This is a genomic window from Streptomyces sp. NPDC031554 (assembly GCF_055580685.1).
In genome coordinates, this window is record NZ_JBVIKX010000013.1 from 154,817 (window position 1) to 173,345 (window position 18,529).

At 73.3% G+C, this 18,529-nt stretch carries 20 protein-coding genes; 4 read left to right on the plus strand and 16 right to left on the minus strand.

Annotated elements, in window-relative coordinates:
* The first annotated feature begins 80 nt into the window (after window positions 1-80).
* Complete coding sequence (locus ACZ5FU_RS29075; protein WP_451528710.1) at window positions 81-275, plus strand: hypothetical protein; 195 nt, start codon at window positions 81-83, stop codon at window positions 273-275.
* Window positions 276-319: 44 nt separating this feature from the next.
* Here ACZ5FU_RS29075 and ACZ5FU_RS29080 read toward each other — a convergent pair whose 3' ends face one another.
* Both ACZ5FU_RS29080 and ACZ5FU_RS29085 read right to left on the minus strand, forming a co-directional pair.
* On the minus strand, window positions 320-1,573 hold the full coding sequence (locus ACZ5FU_RS29080) for a phosphodiester glycosidase family protein (protein WP_469047388.1): 1,254 nt from the start codon (window positions 1,571-1,573) through the stop codon (window positions 320-322).
* Between the two features lie 481 nt (window positions 1,574-2,054).
* Entirely contained in the window at window positions 2,055-2,504 is a 450-nt protein-coding gene (locus ACZ5FU_RS29085) for a carboxymuconolactone decarboxylase family protein (protein WP_451528708.1), read from the minus strand.
* A gap of 186 nt (window positions 2,505-2,690) precedes the next feature.
* Here ACZ5FU_RS29085 and ligA point away from each other — a divergent pair, with 186 nt between their 5' ends.
* Window positions 2,691-4,805, plus strand: a complete 2,115-nt coding sequence (gene ligA, locus ACZ5FU_RS29090; RefSeq protein WP_469047389.1) for an NAD-dependent DNA ligase LigA — start codon at window positions 2,691-2,693, stop codon at window positions 4,803-4,805.
* A 63-nt stretch (window positions 4,806-4,868) separates the two neighbouring features.
* On the opposite strand, the gene ACZ5FU_RS29095 is transcribed toward ligA, so the two are convergent.
* The 5 genes from ACZ5FU_RS29095 to ACZ5FU_RS29115 form a co-directional block, all read right to left on the minus strand.
* Window positions 4,869-6,470, minus strand: coding sequence for a polyamine aminopropyltransferase (locus ACZ5FU_RS29095; protein WP_451528706.1), 1,602 nt, complete (start codon window positions 6,468-6,470; stop codon window positions 4,869-4,871).
* Window positions 6,471-6,481: 11 nt separating this feature from the next.
* Window positions 6,482-6,922, minus strand: a complete 441-nt coding sequence (locus ACZ5FU_RS29100) for a DUF350 domain-containing protein (protein ID WP_451528705.1) — start codon at window positions 6,920-6,922, stop codon at window positions 6,482-6,484.
* Between the two features lie 69 nt (window positions 6,923-6,991).
* Window positions 6,992-7,393, minus strand: a complete 402-nt coding sequence (locus ACZ5FU_RS29105; protein WP_451779445.1) for a DUF4247 domain-containing protein — start codon at window positions 7,391-7,393, stop codon at window positions 6,992-6,994.
* Window positions 7,390-7,896 (minus strand): DUF2617 family protein, encoded by a 507-nt coding sequence (locus ACZ5FU_RS29110; RefSeq protein WP_451528749.1) that lies wholly within the window; start codon window positions 7,894-7,896, stop codon window positions 7,390-7,392. Before ACZ5FU_RS29110 ends, ACZ5FU_RS29105 begins: the two co-directional genes overlap by 4 nt.
* Before the next feature lie 229 nt (window positions 7,897-8,125).
* Window positions 8,126-8,764 carry a DUF6629 family protein gene (locus ACZ5FU_RS29115; protein WP_451528703.1) on the minus strand — a complete coding sequence of 213 codons (639 nt, stop codon included), beginning with the start codon at window positions 8,762-8,764 and terminating at the stop codon, window positions 8,126-8,128.
* A gap of 229 nt (window positions 8,765-8,993) precedes the next feature.
* On the opposite strand from ACZ5FU_RS29115, the gene ACZ5FU_RS29120 reads away from it, so the two are divergent.
* A complete protein-coding gene (locus ACZ5FU_RS29120) occupies window positions 8,994-10,232 on the plus strand; it encodes a right-handed parallel beta-helix repeat-containing protein (protein ID WP_469047391.1) in 1,239 nt (412 codons plus the stop codon).
* A gap of 49 nt (window positions 10,233-10,281) precedes the next feature.
* Window positions 10,282-11,310 (plus strand): methyltransferase, encoded by a 1,029-nt coding sequence (locus tag ACZ5FU_RS29125; RefSeq protein ID WP_451528701.1) that lies wholly within the window; start codon window positions 10,282-10,284, stop codon window positions 11,308-11,310.
* Between the two features lie 71 nt (window positions 11,311-11,381).
* On the opposite strand, the gene ACZ5FU_RS29130 is transcribed toward ACZ5FU_RS29125, so the two are convergent.
* From ACZ5FU_RS29130 to ACZ5FU_RS29170, 9 genes are all read right to left on the minus strand, one after another.
* Window positions 11,382-11,717, minus strand: coding sequence for a TcmI family type II polyketide cyclase (locus ACZ5FU_RS29130; protein WP_451528700.1), 336 nt, complete (start codon window positions 11,715-11,717; stop codon window positions 11,382-11,384).
* Between the two features lie 17 nt (window positions 11,718-11,734).
* On the minus strand, window positions 11,735-12,214 hold the full coding sequence (locus ACZ5FU_RS29135) for an SRPBCC family protein (RefSeq protein WP_451528699.1): 480 nt from the start codon (window positions 12,212-12,214) through the stop codon (window positions 11,735-11,737).
* Between the two features lies 1 nt (window position 12,215).
* A complete protein-coding gene (locus ACZ5FU_RS29140) occupies window positions 12,216-12,473 on the minus strand; it encodes an acyl carrier protein (RefSeq protein ID WP_451528698.1) in 258 nt (85 codons plus the stop codon).
* 58 nt (window positions 12,474-12,531) lie between these two features.
* Window positions 12,532-13,782: a ketosynthase chain-length factor gene (locus ACZ5FU_RS29145; RefSeq protein WP_469047392.1), complete on the minus strand. Its 1,251-nt coding sequence runs from the start codon at window positions 13,780-13,782 to the stop codon at window positions 12,532-12,534.
* Window positions 13,779-15,047 (minus strand): beta-ketoacyl-[acyl-carrier-protein] synthase family protein, encoded by a 1,269-nt coding sequence (locus ACZ5FU_RS29150; protein WP_451528696.1) that lies wholly within the window; start codon window positions 15,045-15,047, stop codon window positions 13,779-13,781. The genes ACZ5FU_RS29145 and ACZ5FU_RS29150 overlap by 4 nt, the downstream gene beginning before the upstream one ends.
* A complete protein-coding gene (locus ACZ5FU_RS29155) occupies window positions 15,044-15,505 on the minus strand; it encodes a cupin domain-containing protein (protein ID WP_451528695.1) in 462 nt (153 codons plus the stop codon). The genes ACZ5FU_RS29150 and ACZ5FU_RS29155 overlap by 4 nt, the downstream gene beginning before the upstream one ends.
* A 59-nt stretch (window positions 15,506-15,564) precedes the next feature.
* Window positions 15,565-16,719: a SchA/CurD-like domain-containing protein gene (locus ACZ5FU_RS29160; RefSeq protein ID WP_468837303.1), complete on the minus strand. Its 1,155-nt coding sequence runs from the start codon at window positions 16,717-16,719 to the stop codon at window positions 15,565-15,567.
* 147 nt (window positions 16,720-16,866) lie between these two features.
* Window positions 16,867-17,544, minus strand: a complete 678-nt coding sequence (locus tag ACZ5FU_RS29165; RefSeq protein WP_451528693.1) for a class F sortase — start codon at window positions 17,542-17,544, stop codon at window positions 16,867-16,869.
* 117 nt (window positions 17,545-17,661) lie between these two features.
* On the minus strand, window positions 17,662-18,411 hold the full coding sequence (locus ACZ5FU_RS29170; RefSeq protein WP_468837305.1) for a hypothetical protein: 750 nt from the start codon (window positions 18,409-18,411) through the stop codon (window positions 17,662-17,664).
* Between the last annotated feature and the right edge of the window lie 118 nt (window positions 18,412-18,529).

Consider the following 18,529-nt stretch of genomic DNA (forward strand, 5'->3'; position numbering starts at 1 on the left):
TCGGCCGCACGGACGAACCCTCCACTGCGTCACACTTGCGGCCGAATGCCGCGAAAGCGGACGTAGTGGAGGAGGTTGGTGTGACGGTTTCCCTTTCCGTGGTGGTGCTGTTGCTGATCCTGGCGGTGATCTTCCTGCGCAGCGGCGGGCTGAAGGTCTCGCACGGGCTGGTCTGTCTGCTGCTCGGCTTCTTCCTGGCCGGCACCAGCATGGCCCCCACCATCCACAGCGGCCTCACGGCGACCGCCGACATCGTCGGCAGCATCCGGCCGTGAGGCCCCGCGGGGCCACCCGGTGAACCGGCCCGGCGGGGGCCGGTTCACCGGACGAACACGCCGATGCCGTTCGGCACGGCCCGCTCCGCCCCGGCCGAGGGGTGGTTGCGCACCGACACCGCGGCCGCGCCCGGCTCCCGCGCCACCAGGGTCGAGGAACCGCCGCCGTCCAGGCTGAAGCCCTCGGTCGCGCCCAGACTCCCGAGGGCGGCCGCGACCTCGGCGACCGTCAGGCCCGTGCGGTACGCCGGGGCACCGTCGACCGCGAGCAGCAGCACCCGCCGCCCGTCGTCCGCGATGCCCACCGCGGTGCGTACCGCCGAGGTCCGCGTGTCCAGGCCCGTCAGCGGCCGCCCGCCGGCGAGCACCGGGTGACCGCCCAGCGCGAAGCGGTAGACGCGCCGCGAGGCGGCCACGAGGCCGTACCGCACCGTCACCCGCTGCCCCGTGACCAGTTTCCTCAGGCGCCGGGCGCCCGCCTCCCGGCCGACGAGCACCGTGGTGCCGGCCGCGACGGCACCCTCGCCGGGCCTGTCCGAGGCGGACACCACCCGGCCCTGCCGCACCGTCACCTCGTGGGTGTCGGTGACGCACGGCGCGGCCCGGTCGGTGTCGGTGCCGCAGACGGCCCGCGCGCGGGAGACGCTGCCCCAGCCGGAGTCGTAGGCGCCGATGGAGTTCTCCGGCAGCGCGTACTGGTTGAGACCGCCCAGCGGCCACCGGCGGCCGAGGCCGACGACCGTGCCGTCGAGCGCCAGGCTGTCCAGCCGGGCCCGTCCGTCACCGCTCACACCGAACACCTCGTCGGTGTCCGTGCCGGGCGGCGGCTCGGGGCCGAACCGCTGCCCCGCCGGCACGGCGGCCTTGAGCGCCACGCCGTCCGCGACGGCGGGGCCCACGCTCGCGCCGGTCGCGGCCACGCCCGGATGCTGCGTCTCGGTGATGTCGAAGAAGTCCCCGTTGACGCCGGCGACGGCCTTCCGGTCGGTGGCCTGCCGGGAGACGGTGGCACGGGCCGCGACCTTCCCCGGATGCAGCAGGCCCAGGCGCACGCGGGAGTCGGCCAGGTCGACGCCGAGCACGTGCACGTGCGTCAGGCCGGCTGCCGCCCGGAGGTCGTACTGCCGGTAGACCACGCCGGCCGCGATGGTGGTCCCTGCCCCCGTCCCCGTCGCCGCCCCCGTCGCCGCGCCGGCCGGTGCCGCCCCCGTCAGGGCGGTGCCGGCCAGCGTGCCGAGCGCCGTCAGGAGCGTCAGCGACGTTCTGCGTGCGCGGTACCGGCCTTGACGGAGTGTCACCCGGCCTCCTGCCTCGTGCGGGCGGCAACCCTCTCACGGGAGCGGGGGCTCACCGCGGCGGCGCGGACGTGAGGGGTACGGACGGGTGAGACGAGGCGCCGGTCGGGGTGCCGTTCCCCGGGCCGGGCGGCCGGGGGTCCGGCGGGGGCGGGGTCACCGTCGTGTGCAAGCACGGTGACGCGTCACGGAGCACGCGATCGCGGGTGACGGGGGAGGCGGGCCACCGCTGACGGCCCATCCGCTCGTCGATTCATCGATTCATCGGCTCGCCCGCGAGCGCGCGGATACGCCTCCGGCTCGGCGGCCCCGGACACCATGGCCCGGCCGCGCGCGGACAGCCGGGCACGCCGGCCTCGTCGTGGACGCGGTACCCGGTCCGCGCCGGGGGGCCACCGGTCCCGCGCGCTCCCCCGTGCGGAAGGCGGCGGAACGATTCCGGGCCGGCCGGCGAACGGCCGGCCGCCCGCGCCGGACGGACCCGTCAGCGCACCGGGTGCCCGCTCAGGACGGAGACCCGGTTGAAGGCGTTGATGGCGACCGCCACCCAGATCACCGCCGCGATCTGATCCTCGGTCAGGGCCGCGCGGGCGTCGGCGTACGCGGCCTCCCGCGAGGCTGCGTCGGCGGGGAAGGTGGTCGCCTCCGCCAGCGCCAGGGCCGCGCGCTCCAGCGGGCTGAACAGTTCGGTGTCCCGCCACGCGGCGAGCACGCCGAGCCGCCGGGTCGACTCCCCGGCGCGCAGGGCGGCCCGGGTGTGCAGGTCGAGGCAGAAGGCGCAGCCGTTGAGCTGCGAGACGCGCAGGTTGACCAGTTCCACGACGGTGCGCTCCAGGCCCGCCTCGGCGGCGGTCGCGCGGACGGCCTCGGAGGTCTGCAGGAGTGCGTGGTAGGCCTTGGGGCTCTGCTTGTCGATGAAGATCCGTCGAGTCATGGGTTGAGTGCACGACATTCGTGAGAGGGGCCGGGAGCGTCGGACGGGAGGCCGCGCACGAGCGGTCGCCGTACGGCGGACGCCGACGCAGCGTACCCGGTCCCGGCGCGCCCCGACGACGCGGAGGGCCCCGGCGCCGCCCCTGTGCGAGGGGCGTTGTCAGTGGTGGGGGGCAGGATGACGGGCATGACGACACCTGCCGCACAGATCGTGGACGCCGCCGCCTACGCGCGGGCGGTCGAGGACGCCGTGCGGGCGTCCGCCGCCTACTACACCGGGGGCACCTCGGTGCTGGACGACGACGCCTACGACCGGCTGGCGCGGTCCATCGCGGCCTGGGAGGCCGCCCATCCCGGCCAGGTGCTGCCCGACTCGCCCAGCGGCAAGGTGGCCGGTGGCGCCGTGGAGGGCGACGTCCCGCACACGGTCGCGATGCTCAGCCTGGACAACGTGTTCTCGCCCGAGGAGTTGACCGCCTGGGCCGCCTCACTGGCGCGGCGCGTCGGCCACGAGAGCGAGCGCTACAGCGTCGAGCCGAAGCTGGACGGCCTGGCGATCGCGGCCCGTTACACCCGGGGCCGTCTGACGCGGCTGATCACGCGGGGCGACGGGACGGCGGGCGAGGACGTCACGCACGCCGCCGGCACCGTCGAGGGCCTGCCCGAGCGGCTGACCGAGCCGGTCACCGTGGAGGTGCGCGGCGAGGTCCTGATGACGACCGCCCAGTTCGAGCACGCCAACGAGGTCCGCACCGCGCACGGCGGCCAGCCGTTCGCCAACCCGCGCAACGCCGCCGCCGGCACCCTGCGCGCCAAGGACCGTGCCTACACCGTGCCGATGACCTTCTTCGGCTACGGCCTGCTGCCCCTCGCCGGCACCGAGGCCGGCCTCGCCGCCGTCCTCGGCGAGGCCGCCCACAGCGACCTGATGGCCCGGGCCGCGGAGCTCGGCGTGAACACGACCGCCACGACGGCCGTACCCGGCGTCACCGCGGACACCGTCGAGGACGTCCTGGCCCGGGTGCGGGAGATCGCCGCCCTGCGGCCGCACCTGCCGTTCGGCATCGACGGGATCGTCGTCAAGGCCGACCGGGCCGCCGACCAGCGGGCCGCGGGGTCGGGCTCCAGGGCCCCGCGCTGGGCGATCGCCTACAAGCTGCCGGCCGTCGAGAAGATCACCCGCCTGCTGGAGGTGGAGTGGAACGTGGGCCGTACCGGCATCATCGCGCCCCGCGCCGTCCTCGCCCCGGTGGAGATAGACGGCTCCACCGTCACCTACGCCACCCTCCACAACCCCGCCGACATCACCCGCCGCGACCTGCGCCTGGGCGACCACGTGATGGTCCATCGGGCGGGTGACGTCATCCCCCGCGTCGAGGCACCCGTCGCCCATCTGCGCACCGGGGAGGAACAGCCGATCGTCTTCCCCGGGGAGTGCCCGCGCTGCGGATCGGCCATCGACACCGCAGAGCAGCGCTGGCGCTGTGAGAACGGCCGCAACTGCCACCTGGTCGCCTCCCTCTCCTACGCCGCCGGACGCGACCAGCTCGACATCGAGGGCCTCGGCCACACCCGCGTCGTGCAGCTCGTCGAGGCGGGCCTGGTGGCCGATCTCGCCGACCTGTTCACCCTCACCCGCGAGCAGCTCCTCGGCCTGGACCGGATGGGCGCGACCAGCTCCGACAACCTCCTCGCCGCCCTCGCCGCGGCCAAGGGCAGGCCGCTGGCGCGGGTGCTGTGCGCCCTCGGCCTGCGCGGCACCGGCCGCTCCATGTCCCGCCGCATCGCCCGGTACTTCGCCACCATGGACCACCTGCGCGCCGCCGACGCGGAGACGGTCCAGCGGGTGGAGGGCATCGGCACCGAGAAGGCCCCGTCCATCGTGGCGGAACTCGCCGAACTCGCCCCGCTCATCGACAAGCTCGCCGCGGCCGGCGTCAACATGACCGAACCCGGCGCTGTTCCGCCCGCCCCGCCGTCCGGGGAGACCGACGCCGGCACCGGACCGGCGGACGCGGCCGGCACCACCGGTTCCACCGCGCCGGCCGGCGGGCCGCTGGCCGGCATGACGGTGGTGGTCACCGGCGCGATGACCGGCCCGCTGGAGAAGCTCAGCCGCAACGAGATGAACGAACTGGTGGAACGGGCCGGCGGCCGCTCCTCCTCCAGCGTCTCCAGGAGAACGAGCCTGGTCGTCGCCGGGGAGGGCGCCGGTGCCAAGCGGGCCAAGGCGGAGTCCCTCGGCGTGCGCCTGGCCACCCCCGACGAGTTCGCCGTCCTCGTCGCCGGCCTCATCGCCTGACCGCGACCACGACCGCCCCGGGCGGAACCGGAGCCGGCCCCGCTCCGGTTCCGCCCGGCGGGCTCAGTAGTTCTTCCACTCGTCGAGCACGTACTCCAGCACCGCCGGTTCCATCAGCGTGCTCGGCCGTACGTCCTCGCGGCGGCGGTCGACGGGGAAGACCGTGGCCGCCCGCAGGACCGCGTCGTCCAGGTAGCGCAGGCGGGGGGCGTCCGGGGCGAGCCGCAGCGGCGGGGGAGCGGCGGTGCCGCGGCCGGCCAGTACGAATCCCCAGTTGCCGAAGCTCGGCACGTCGATCTGGAACTCGGTGGTCGTGTACCCGGCCGCCTCCACCGTCGCCGCGATCGACCAGAACGTCTTCGGCGCGAAGAACGGCGACCCGCTCTGCACCATGACCTGGCTGTGCGGGGTGAGGACCTGGCCGAGCAGGGTGTAGAACTCCACCGAGTACAGCTTGGCCAGCGCCGCCGTGTCCGGGTCCGGGAAGTCGATGACGACGGCGTCGTACCGCTGCCGGGCGCCGCGCAGCCAGTTGAAGGCGTCGGCGTTGACCACCTCGACCCGGGGGTCGGCGAACGACCCGCCGTTCAGCTCGCGCAGCGGTGCGAAGTCACGGGCCAGCTTCGTCATCGCCGGGTCCAGCTCGACGAGCGTCACGTGCCGCACGTCGTCGTAGCGCAGGACCTCGCGCAGGGCGAGTCCGTCACCGCCGCCGAGGATCAGCACCTCGCCGCGCTCCCGCGACAGCGCGGGGTGCACGAGGGACTCGTGGTAGCGGTACTCGTCGACGGAGCTGAACTGGAGGTCCCCGTTGAGGAAGAGGCGCATGTCCGCACCGCCGGTGAAGGCGGTGGAGCGGGTGACGACGATCTCCTGGTACGGCGTCGTCTCGGCGTGCACGATCGGGTCCTGGTACATCTGCTGGCGCGCGGTGACCTCCAGGTCGTCGGCCAGCGCGTACGCCGTGCCGAGCACGGCCAGGACCGCCGTCACGCCGCACAGGAGGCCGACCTGGACGAAACGCCGGGTCTGCCGGCGGAAGATGAACAGCACCACGACGACGCCTGCCACCGCGTTCACCGCGCCGACCACCAGCGCGCCCCGCAGCTGCCCGAACGTGGGCAGGAGCAGCAGGGGGAAGCACAGCCCGCCCACCAGCGCCCCGATGTAGTCGGCGGCGAACATGTCGGCGACGGCGCTGCCCGCCTCCTGACGCCGGATCCGCTGCAGCAGCGTCATCAGCAGCGGGATCTCGGCCCCGATGAGCAGACCGACCACCAGCGTGATCACGATCATCGCCGGGGTGTACAGCTGGAGCCAGGCGAACGACGCGTACAGCACCAGCACGGACAGTCCGCCGACCAGCGCCAGCGCCCCTTCGACGACGGCGAACGCGCCGACCGCGCGGCGGCGCAGCGGTTTGGCGGCGAGCGAGCCGAGACCCATCGCGAAGACCATCACGGAGATGACCACGGAGGTCTGGAGCACGGAGTTGCCGATGAGGTAGCTGCCCAGCGCGGTGAGCGCCAGTTCGTAGACGAGGCCGCAGGCGGCGCAGAGGAAGACGGCGAGCAGCAGGAGGAAACGCGCCCCCCGGGTGTGCCGGACGGCCGGGGGGCGGGAGGGGGCCGCGGTGCCGCGGCCCTGGAGTGCGGTGGTGCTCACGGGTGCGCTGCCTAGGACAGTGCCGCGCCGACCATGAAGGCGGTGCCGAGGTACATCCCCGCCTGGACCCAGGCGGCCGGGTGCGGACGGCCGTCGCTGCTGTCGTCGAGCGCGACCGCGCCCATCTGGCCCGGCGTGAGGTGGCCTATCACCATGCCGACCAGCGTCATCACCAGCACCCCGGCGAGGCCGTACAGGAGCGTGCTCAACAGGCCGTAGCCCAGGCCCTCCTCGGACTCGCTGGCCCGGATGGCCTCCATGACGACCAGGCCCACGGCGATCGACTGGCTGCCCAGCAGCACCGCCGCGCCGCGGTTGCGGTCCGTCCAGACCACGTGGAAGAGCTTGCCGGGCGTGACGAGGTCGAGGGCGATGAAGCCGACGGCCATCACCGCGAGGCCCACGACTCCGTAGAGCAGGGCCTGGCCCGTCGACTCGAAGATCTCGGTCACTGTGTTGCCTTTCTTGACGGCGACGTCGGGGTCGGGTGGTGCCTCACGCGCGGAGCCGGCCCACCGGTGTCACTTGCCCTCGCCGGGGCCGCCGCCGCGGAAGCTGGCGCTGTCCGGGTTCGGCCAGTAGGTGAGGTGCCGGCTGTGCCGGTGGTAGCCGTTGCGGTAGTCCTCGATCTCGATCCGGCTGCCGCTCCGGTACGGCGACACGGTGACCATGTCGTCGCCGTAGCGCAGGAACTCCAGGCTCTCGCCGGACGCGCGGTCGAGGGCCGCGCGGTGCCCGTGGATGGCGTCGGCCACCTGCGTCGGGGTCTTGCCCGGAACGACCCAGTCCGCGCCGCTCTCGGCGTAGGTGTCGCGTATCCAGCCGCGCGGCACCCCGTCGCCGCCGTCGGAGGAACAGGCGGCCAGCAGGGCGACGGCCAGCACGGCCGCCACCCCCGCGCGGACCAGTCGGGCGCTCTTCATCGGGCCTCCAGCCGCGTGTGCGTCGATACGATCCGGCCGTGCTGCGGATACGTGTGCCAGGTGTGCCAGACCAGTCCGCCGCCGGACGGTCCGTCGGCCGCCTCGACGACGACGGCCGTCAACGCCTCCGGCGACCCGGGGAAGATCCCGCACAGGCTGTCGGGGTTGTCGGCGACCCGGCGGCGGATCCCCGCCACCCGGTCGCTGAAGTCCGCGGGGTCCAGCCGCCGGGTCTCGGCAGTGAAGTCGTAGTCCCAGCCGGGCAGCCGGCGGGTGTACGTCCCGGGAAGCCCCTTCACGGAGCCCAGCAGGCACGCCACGGTCTCCCGTACGGGACCGGCGAAGACCTGGTGCGAGGCGCCGAGCAGCCGTAGACGGACGTCGAGCCCGCCCACGGTCGTCTCGTGCTCGGCGAGGGCCGGCCGCTCGTCCAGGTCCAGCGAGAAGCAGAGCTGGTCCGCGTCCGTGTCCAGGTAGGGGGCGTCCAAGGCTATGGCGTGCAGGTGGACCCCCCCGGTCAGATCTTGCTATGAGCGGCGCCGAGTATGGCACATGTGGCGCAAGGGGTCCGACGTGCGGGGGAGGAACGATCGGTTCGTCGTCCCGCCGCCGGCCGCCGGGGCGACCGCGCGGACCCCGCCCCGTCCGCCCCGAGCGAGGGTCGATCTCCTTGCGGCGAAGCGGAGTTCGGGCGAGCGGCCGCCCGTCCGGCGGGACGGCCGACGGCGGTGCTCACCCTGCCGGCGGCGGTGCTCCCCCGGGAGCCGGCCGGTCGCGGACCCAGCCGAGCAGCAGTACCGAGCACACCGCCGCGAAGGCGCACCAGGTGGAGACGAACTCCAGCCGCCACAGCGCCCAGCAGAGCAGCGCGCCCACGGTGACGAAGACGCCCAGCACCAGCAGTCGCCGGTCGCCGGACAGCAGCAGGGAACCCGCCGTGGCCAGCAGGTAGCCGGAGACGAGAAGGGCGGGTCGCGGCAGGTCGGTCGTGTAGCCGATCGTGTGCCCCCGGATCTCCGCCGTGACGGGGCCGGTGGCCAGTCCGTGCGCGAGGCCGGCGGCGGTCGCGATGCCGACCGCGAGAACGGGGCCGAGCCCGCGCCGGGTGCGCGGCGGGGCGGCGCACCACACTCCCGCGGGCACCCACACCGCCAGCAGCGGCAACGCGATGACGGCCCAGGCGAGGGTGGCGGGTCCGCCGCCGCCGCCCGCGTCCCAGACCGCCGCCTCGACGATCTGGTGGACCCCGAGCAACAGGGGCAGCGCGGCGAGCGGCAGGTCCCGCGCCCGGCGCACCCGCACCACACAGGCCACGCCGACGGCGGTGATCCCGGCGCCCGCCACCAGATCGGCCGTCGCACTCCAGCACATCACGCCACCATCGGGTCGACCGTCGCGAGCCCCGGCCCGCCCTGGTTGTGCGGGCCACGCTACGTCGGGTCCCGGCGGGGGAGGGGCGGACCGCGCCGGGACGCCCGGTCCGGCACCGCGAGCGCCCTGCCGTCCCGCGGCGCCCCGTCCGCGACACGCCGTCCCGCAACACGCCTACGTACGGCCGATACCACCGGACCGCCGACCAGTCGAGCATATTGTCCGGAATATGAAGAAATGCCATCTCGTGTACCTCACGTGCACCGCCGCGGTCGTGGGGGCGGGCCTCGGTGCCGCCCCGGCGTCCGCCGGCCACATGACCCATGTGGTCCACGCGGGACAGTCGATCCAGAAGGCGGTGAACGCCGCCGCCCCCGGTGACACGGTGCTGATCGCTCCGGGCACCTACCGGGAGAGCGTCACGGTGACCACCCCCGGACTGACCCTGCGCGGCACGGGCCGGGGCGTGGTGATCCGGCCGGCCGCCGCCAAGCCCACGGCCAAGCCCACCACCACCGCCAAGCCCACCGCCAAGGCCACGGTCACGGCCACCGGCAAGCCCGCCGCCAAGGCCACGGCCACGTCCACGGCGAAGGCCACCGGCAAACCCGCCAAGCCCGCGGCCAAGCCCGCGGCCAAGCCCGCGGCCAAGCCCGCGGCCAAACCCGCCAAGGCCGCCGACGCCTGTGCCGCGGCCGGCAACGGCATCTGCGTGGTCGGGACGAAGAAGCGCAAGGTCGAGGGCGTCACCCTCGCCTCCCTGACCGTCACCGGCTTCACCCGCAGCGGCGTCTACGCCGTCGACACCGACGGACTGGCCGTGCGCGGGGTGACCGCGGTGAAGAACGGGGTGTGGGGCATCGCCCAGGAGGCGTCGGTGCGCGGTGTGTTCCGGGGCAACACCGCCCGGGACAACGGCGACGCGGGCCTCTTCCTCGCCAACTCGATCACCGCCGAGCAGGGTGCCGCCGACACCGGCGGCACGCTCGTCGAGCGCAACCGCCTGGAGGGCAACCGGATCGGCGTGACCGTCCGCCGGCTGCGCAACCTCGTCGTCGCGGAGAACCACGTCACCGGCAACTGCGCGGGCGTGTTCGTCGTCGGCGACGAGAACAAGCCCAAGGCCGGGGCGGTGACCGTCGCCGCGAACCACGTCGTGCGCAACAACAAGTCCTGCCCGAAGACCGCGCGGCTGGACGCCCTGCAGGGCTCCGGCATCGTCATGACCGGCGCCGAGGACACCCTGGTGACCCGCAACGTCGTCAGGGACAACGCGGGGAAGTCCCCGCTGTCCGGCGGCATCGTCCTGTTCAAGAGCTTCGTCGGCACCACCAGCGAGCGGAACCGGATCAGCGACAACGAGCTGAGCGGCAACTCCCCGGCCGACCTCGTCGACCAGGAGACCGCCAAGGCCAACACCTTCGAGGCCAACTCCTGCAAGGTCTCCCGGCCCGCGGGCCTGTGCTGACCGCGATGCCGTGACCACCCGTGAACACGACGAAGAGGAAAGGCGGCACATGACGACCGCAGAAACTGCCCCCGCGCCGTCCATGCGGCTGCGGGAGCTGGTGTTCGGGGCGGCCTGTGCCGCCGCCCTGCGCGCGACGGCCCGCCTGGGCGTCGCCGACGCCCTCGGCGACGACCCCATGGCCGTGGAGGACCTCGCGGCCGCGGTGAAGGCCGAACCCAAGCCCCTGCGAAGGCTGTTGCGGGCCGTCTCCTGCTACGGCGTCTTCGCCGAGCGGGGCGACGGCACCTTCGCGCACACCGAGATGTCCCGGCTGCTGCGCGAGGACGACCCGCACAGCCTGCGCTACATCACCCTGTGGTGCACCGAGCCGTGGACCTGGGACAGCTGGCCCCGGCTCGACGAGGCCGTGCGCACCGGCCACAACGTCGTCGAGGACCTGTACGGAAAGGAGTTCTTCACCTACCTCAACGAGGACGCCCCCGAATCCGCCCTCGTCTTCAACCGGGCCATGACGACCTCCAGCGCGCAGTCCGCCCAGGACGTCGCCCACCTCCTCGACCTGTCGGGGAGCGCCTCGGTCGCCGACATCGGAGGCGGCCAGGGGCACGTGGTGGCGAGCCTGCTGGAGAAGTACCCGGCACTGCGCGGGACGCTCCTGGACCTGCCCCGCGTGGTGGAGAACGCCGACCCGCGGCTGCGTCCCGGCGGCGCGCTCGCGGACCGGATGCGCATCGTGCCCGGCGACTGCCGCGAGGCCGTCCCCGTCCAGGCCGACGTGTACATCATCAAGAACATCCTGGAATGGGACGACGACAGCACCGCCAGGACGCTGCGCAACGTCATGGCGGCGGGCGGGCCCGGCGCCCGGGTCGTCGTCATCGAGAACCTCGTCGACGACTCGCCCTCGATGCGCTTCAGCACCGCCATGGACCTGCTGCTGCTCCTCAACGTGGGCGGCGCGAAGCACACCACCGAGAGCATGGTGAGCCGGCTGACCGGAGCGGGCCTGGTCATCGACGGCATCCGGCCGGTCAACCCCTACCTGCACGCGTTCGACTGCACCGTGCCCGCGTGACACCCCCTTCGGACCGACGGTGGCCGGCCCCGCGTACCACGCGGGGCCGGCCACCGTCGGTCATCGGCGTCTCACGCCGTTCCGTCACGCTCCCAGCGGTAGAAGCAGTGCGCCATCGCGTCCTTCGGCGAGCGCCAGGTCGCGGGGTCGTAGGCGCTGACGTACGCGCTCAGCCGCTCGCTGATGCCCCGGAACTCGGGGTGACCGGCCACCTTGGCGATGGCGGGTCCCGGATCCTGTTCGGACTCCATGAGGTGCAGGTACACGTCGTCGAACTGGAAGAGGCTGCGCCGCGAGACGCCCACGAGGTGCGGCAGCTCCCCGCGGTCCGACTCCGCGAACAGCTTGGCGATGTCCGGGGCGGACCCCGGGGCCATCCGGGCGACGATCAGGGCCTGGTGCGTCATCCTGTCCTCCGTCCGGCTCAGTCGGCCAGGCTCGGCACGGGCCGGTGCTCCGTGGCCGCCTGCTCGATGCGGTCCCGGATCAGCGCCATCTGCACCTTGGAGTTCCGGTTGATGTTGTCCGTCATCCAGGCGTCGTCGACGGGGGCCTCGGGCTTCATCTCGAAGTCCTGGGTCCACACCATCAGGGTGCCCCGCGGCACCTCCTCGTACCGCCACCGGATGTTCATGTAGGCGAACGGTCCGGTCTCGACACGGCGGGCCCGCACGGTGAGCGTGGAGCGGTCCGCCTCACGCTCGGAGACCCAGCTCCACACCTTGCCGTTCTCGTCGGGGTGCATGGTGAGCCGGAAGGTGGTCTTCTCGCCCTCCTGCCGCAGGATCTCGGCCGAGGCGTACTCGCTGAACAGCTGCGGCCAGTTCGCCACGTCGTTGGTCATGTCCCAGACCAGGTCCAGGGGGGCGGCGATGACGATCTCGTTCTCGGTGTGTCCGGCCATCTCACGCCCCTGCCAGAAGAGCGCTGTTGACCTGGTCGAGGAACTGCCGGGGCGTCTTGCTGCGCTCCGCGTCCTGGGGCATCGGCGTGCCGTAGCGGTTCTCCAGCTCGCCCACGATGCCGAGCAGCCCGAGCGAGTCGATGCCGAGGGCGTCGAAGCCGACGTCGTACTGCCGCTGGAGGTCGTCCGGGGCGACGGTGACGCCGGCGGACTTCTTGATCAGTTCGGCCAGTTCCTCGACGGTGATGCGGTCACTCATGCGGTTCCTCTCCTTCTGCTCTGTACTTGCTGCTCCGTGCTTGCCGCTCCGTGTCTCGTCACGAGGCGTCGGTGGCGCCGTGCCGCAGCACCAGCGCCGAGTTCGACCCCATCAGGCCCCGGCTCAGGACCAGCGCCGTGCGGAGTTCGGCGGGGCGCGCCCGGCCGGTCACCAGGTCGAAGTCGTGGCAGACGTCGAAGACGTGCGGGGTGGGCGGGATCAGGCCGTGCTCCATGGCGAGCACGGCCGCCGCGGTGTCCAGCACCGGCGCCGCGCAGTAGCCGCGGCCGGTACCGGTCTTGGGCGCGGTGACCGGCACCCGTCTGCCGTGCGCGCCGAGGACGTCGGCGATGGCCAGCGCCTCGGCACGGTCCGCCTCCGGCACGCCGAGGGCGTCGGCGAAGACCACGTCGATCTCCTCCGGCGCGCACCGCGCGTCCGCCAGGGCCGCGCGGACGGCTTCCGCGAGTCCCTCCCGGGACCGCGCCCACCGGGAGGCACCGGTGAACGTCGCCGCGTGCCCCGCGAGGGTGGCCCGCACCCGCGCCCCGCGTTCCCGGGCCGCGGCCTCCTCCTCGACGACGAACATGGCGCCGCCCTCGGCCGGCACGAACCCGCAGGCCCCCTCCGTGAACGGACGGTAGGCCCGCTCGGGGTCGTCGGCGGTGCTCAGCTCCTCGTAACCGAGCTGGCACACCACCGAGTACGGGGCGAGCGGCGCCTCGGTGGCGCCGGCCACGATCACCCCGGTGCCGCGTCGCACCGCCCGTGCCGCGTGCGCCAGGGCGTCCAGTCCGCCGGCCTCGTCGGAGGCGACGACCGAGCACGGTCCCTTGAAACCGCGCCGGATGGAGACCTGACCGGTGCTGGCGGCGTAGAACCAGGCGATCGACTGGTACGGCCCGACGAAGCGGCTGCCCTTGCCCCACAGTTGCTGGAGCTCGCGCTGGCCGAACTCACCGCCGCCGGAACCGGCCGCGGTGACCACGCCCACCGAGTACGGCGCGTCACCGGTGTCGGCCTGGCCGAGGCGGGCGTCCTCCAGCGCGAGGTCGGCCGCGGCCAGCGCGAAGTGCGTGAACCGGTCGGTCTGGACGAGGTAGCGCTCCTCGACCGCGGCCGTCGGCTCGAACTCCCGCACCTCGCCCGCCACCCGCAGCGGGAGGTGCCCGCAGCCCTCGCGGGTGACCCGGCCGAGGGCGCTGATGCCCTCCTGGGTGGATTTCCAGAAGGACTCGGTGCTGGCTCCGTTGGGCGCGACCACACCGATACCGGTGACGGCGGCACGCCGCGGACGGGGTTCGGTCATCGTTCCCTCTCCCTCGGCCGGTTGAGGACCACCGCCGACTGGAAACCGCCGAACCCGCTGCCCACGGAGAGCACGCTGTTCAGCTTCCGCTCACGCGCGTCGCGCGGCACGTAGTCCAGATCGCACTCGGGGTCCGGGGTCTCGTAGTTCGCGGTGGGCGGCACCACCTGGTGGGTCAGGGCCAGCACACAGGCGACGACCTCGATCGCGCCGATCGCGCCCAGGGAGTGCCCCACCATCGACTTGATGGAACTCATGGGCGTGGCATAGGCGTGCTCGCCCAGGGTCCGCTTCACGGCGGCGGTCTCGTGCCGGTCGTTCTGCTTGGTCCCCGAGCCGTGCGCGTTGACGTAGTCGACCTCGGTGGGGTCGATCCGGGCGTGGTCGAGGGCGTCCTCGATGGCCCGCGCCATCTCCAGGCCCTCGCTGGTCAGACCGGTCATGTGGTACGCGTTGCCGAAGGTCGCGTAGCCGCCCAGCTCGCAGTAGACCCGCGCACCGCGGGCCCTGGCGTGCTCCAGTTCCTCCAGGACGAGCACCGCGCCGCCCTCGCCCATGACGAAGCCGTCACGGTGGGCGTCGAAGGGGCGCGAGGCGTGCGCCGGGTCGTCGTTGTTGCACGACGTGGCCTTGATGGCGTCGAAGCAGGCCATGGTGATCGGGGAGATCGGCGAGTCCGAGGCCCCGGCGATGCAGATGTCGGCCCGGCCCTCCTCGATCGTGTGGAAGGCGTAACCGACCGCGTCGAGCCCGGAGGTGCAGCCCGTCGACACCGTCTGCACCGGCCCGCGCGCCTCGAACCGCTCCGCCACCGTGGAGGCCAGCGTGCTGGGCGAGAACGCGCGGTGCAGGTGCGGCCGGGCCCGTCCGTGGTCCACGTCCCAGCGCTGTCCGCCATGACTGACCAGCACGTAGTCGTTCTCCAGGCGGGTGGTGCCGCCGACCGCGGTGCCCAGCGAGACACCCACCCGCCAGGGGTTCTCCCGGCCCAGGTCGAGACCGGAGTCCCGTACCGCCTCCTCCCCGGCGACCAGGGCGAACTGGATGTACCGGTCGCACCGGGCGACCTGCTCCGCGTCCAGCCCGTGTGCCGCGGGGTCGAAGTCGCACTCGGCCGCGATGCGCGACCGCAGGCCCGTCGGGTCGAAGAAGGTGATGCCCCGCGTCGCGGTGCGTCCGTGGGACAGCAGGTCCCAGAACGCCGGCACCCCTGTGCCGCCCGGGGCGACGACGCCTATGCCGGTGACCGCCACCCGCCGGTTCATGAACCGACCTGCCGTCGCTCGGCCGTGCGGACCGCACCGCCGTGGACGGCCTCCGCCGCCACGGCGACGGGCTCGGTCTCCTCCGTGTCGACGTGACCGAGCGGCGGACTCGGCGCCAGCGGTCCCAGGTGGAAGACCAGGCGCGCCTCGACCTTGCCCACGTTGCGGAAGCGGTGCCGCATGTGCATCGGGATCATCAGCCCCTGCTCGGGCTGGAGCGGGTGCGGTTCGCCGTCGAGGTCGACCTCCAGCTGCCCGCACACGACGTACACGAACTCCTCGGAGTACGGGTGGTAGTGCTCGCCGATGCGGTCGCCCGGCTGGACGATGGCCACGCCCATGAAACCGCTGGTGGCGCCGGAGGTGGTGGGAGTGAGCATGGCGCGCAGGTCACCGCCGCGCCGGGTGTTGGGCTCGACCTCGCTGAGGTCCACGATTCTGGGACGGGATGTGATCACTACGTGGCTCCGTTTCGTGTGCTGTGTCGGCGTGGGCGACCGGCGCCCCGCCGGCCGGCTCAGGCGTCCGGCGAGCGGCGGTCGGTGACGAGTTCCATGCGGGCGAGGCTGAGGAGACGGTCGGCGGCCCCGTCCCGCAGTGCGGAGGCGTCCACACCGAGCGCGTCGGCGTCCAGCAGGGCCGTCAGCTCCACCGTCCGGGCCCGGTCCGTCAAACCGAGCACCCGGCCGGCGTCGGCGTCCTTGCCGCGTACGTCGACCAGGCGCACCACGACGTCGTCGCGCTGGAAGATGGTGCTGCGCAGGACCGGGCCGCCCGGCTCGTCCGCCGCCTTCTCGTCCTGCTGGGCGAGGAGTTCGGCCAGCCGCAGACCGCGGCCTTCCCGCGCCGGGTAGTACAGCGCGTGCCGTACGGTGTCCCGTCCCTCCTCGCCCGCCGACACGTGGTGGACGGCCGGCAGCGCCGCACGGGTGAAGAAGACCCGGGCCGACTCGGGGTCGTCGAGGTCCCGGTCCTGCTCCAGGTAGGGGTTGATGGCCTCCTCGACGGCCCGCACCTCGGGCTGGCGGGCGACATGGCGCAGCGCGGCGAGCAGGTCGCCCCGCACCTCGATGGCCCGCACCACCCGGTTGCCGTGCATGAAGAGGGAGGTGCGGATCAGGCGGGTGGTGTCGTCGACCCGCGGTTCCGGCGAGGCGTAGTCACTGAGGATCTTCGCGACGGTCTCCTCGCTGCCCGGCCTCACCGTGAAGGTGAGCGCGTGACGGATCACGCCGTCGCCGATCCGGGGCGACGTCTGGAGCCGGCGCTCGCCGGGTCCGGCCAGCGCGGCCGGGCCGCCCGTCTCGCGGACGACGTGGAACCGCAGCGACCTGGTGTCCCGCACGCAGCTGTGCAGCGGCTCCACCATCCGGACGTGCTCCTCGCTGTTGACCCAGGTCAGGAACGGCGGGGCGCTCTCCCACTCACTGGTGATGAGCCACTGGGAGGGGTTCTCGATCGACTGGCACAACTGGTCGCTGACGTGGCCGGGGACCGCCGCGATCTGGTTGCAGAGCTGCTCGTACGCCTCCAGGAACTGCTGCTGGGCCCCGTCGTAGACGTCCACCAGCAGGACGACCCGGAGGTGGGAGCCGTCGAAGACGGACTGGGAGACGCGCTGCGACACCTGGCGCGTCAGCTGTTCGGAAGCGGGTGCGGACGTGGTCGTCATCGTGGGGATCTCCTTCAGGGGGCGAGGCGGAACCTCGGCCGCGGTGGGGCGACGTGAGCGTGTCTTGATCCTGTGGCGGTCCGGACCGGTGCGCGACCGGGAGGGACTACGCGGGTGACCGGCTCCGCTCGTCCGTGTGAGGTTCCGTCACCTGAGGTGCGCGAAGACGACGAGGTTCTCCGTGTAGTCCTTGACCGTGCGGTCGTAGTCGCCCGCACAGGTGATGAGCCGTACCTGGGCGTCGGCGGTGTCCGCGTAGACCCGCCGGTCGGGGAAGCGGTCCTTGGCGAACGTCTCCACGCTGTCGACCACGAAGACGGGCGCGCGCCCGTCGGCCCGCCGCACGCGGAAGACGTCGCCCTTGCGCAGTTCGTTCAGCCGGGCGAAGACGGCGGCGGAGGTGGCGGTGTCGACGTGCCCGGCGATGATCGCGGTGCCCGTCTCACCGGGCGAGGCGCCCCTGACGTACCACCCGACCAGGTTGGTGTCGTGCGGGGGCGGGGCCTGGAGCTTCCCGTCGGAGCCGATGTCGAGGCCGGTGAAGGGGGCGTCGACGGAGATCTTCGGGACGAGCAGCCGCACCGGGCGGGACCGCGGCAGGTGCTCTTCCGCCGGCCGGGTGCCGGGCGAGGCCGGTGCGGCGGCCCGTGGGGCGGAGCGTGCGTCGGAGGGCGGACCGGGCGCGTCCGTCTGCGGGGTGCCGTCGCCGAGCAGGCGCACCGCCAGCAGCAGCAGGCCCCCGGCGCACAGCAGGGTCAGGCCCCGGCGGGGCTGCCGGGCCGATGCCGACCCGTCGGAGGAGGAGGCGGAGGAGTGGACGGCCATCTGAGCTGACCTCACTAGCTGGTTCACGGCGGTGGGACGAAGCAGGGGGCGGACACGAGCCGGGCCGCCACGTCCAGCTCAGGTGGCGGCCACGGCTGCTATGTCGCCCGGCACGGGTCAGACCAGACCGGGGGCCGACTTCCTGCGGCGCGCGGCGTACAGACCGGCCGCGGCGACGGCCAGGGCGGCCACGCCGCCCGCGGTCGTGGCGGGCGCGGCGAGCGCGCCGCCGCCGGTGTGCACGCCGCCGTGCGGCTTCTCCTCGTCACCCTTGCTCCACGAGGAGCCCTTCTCCTCGTCGTCCTTGCTCCAGGAGGAGTCCTTCTCCTCGCTGTCCTTGCTCCAGGAGGAGTCCTTGCCGTGCTCGTCGTCCTTCTTCGGGTCGCGTGCGGTGCCCCAGTCGTCGGCCTTGACCGTGTTCAGCGCGCCGCCGCCGGTGTGCACGCCGCCGTGCGGCTTCTCCTCGTCACCCTTGCTCCACGAGGAGCCCTTCTCCTCGTCGTCCTTGGACCAGGAGGAGTCCTTCTCCTCGTCGTCCTTGCTCCAGGAGGAGTCCTTCTCCTCGCTGTCCTTGGCCGAGGAGGAGTCCTTGCCGTGCTCGTCGTCCTTCTTGGACGTCTCGGAGTCCTGCTTCGGGTCGCGTGCGGTGCCCCAGTCGTCCGCCCCGACCGCGGTCAGCGCGCCGCCGCCCGTGTGCACGCCGCCGCGCGGCCCGTCGTCCTTGCTGCCGTGGTCCTGCTCCTTCTCCTTGCTGTAGGAGGAGTCGTCGTGCTCCCAGTCACCACCCGCCGCGTACGCGCCGGGCGCGGTGAGGGCGAGGGCGGCCGAGGCCGCCGCGGTGGCCAGGATCATGCGTGCTGAGCGCATATGAGGGTCCTTCCGTCGGCCGGGCAGCTGGCGGTTCGTCAGCTGAGACAACCCGGCCCCGACGTGATCCACCGTCAGCCACCGCGCCGGCTTCCACCACTCGGGACGCTCAGCCGGG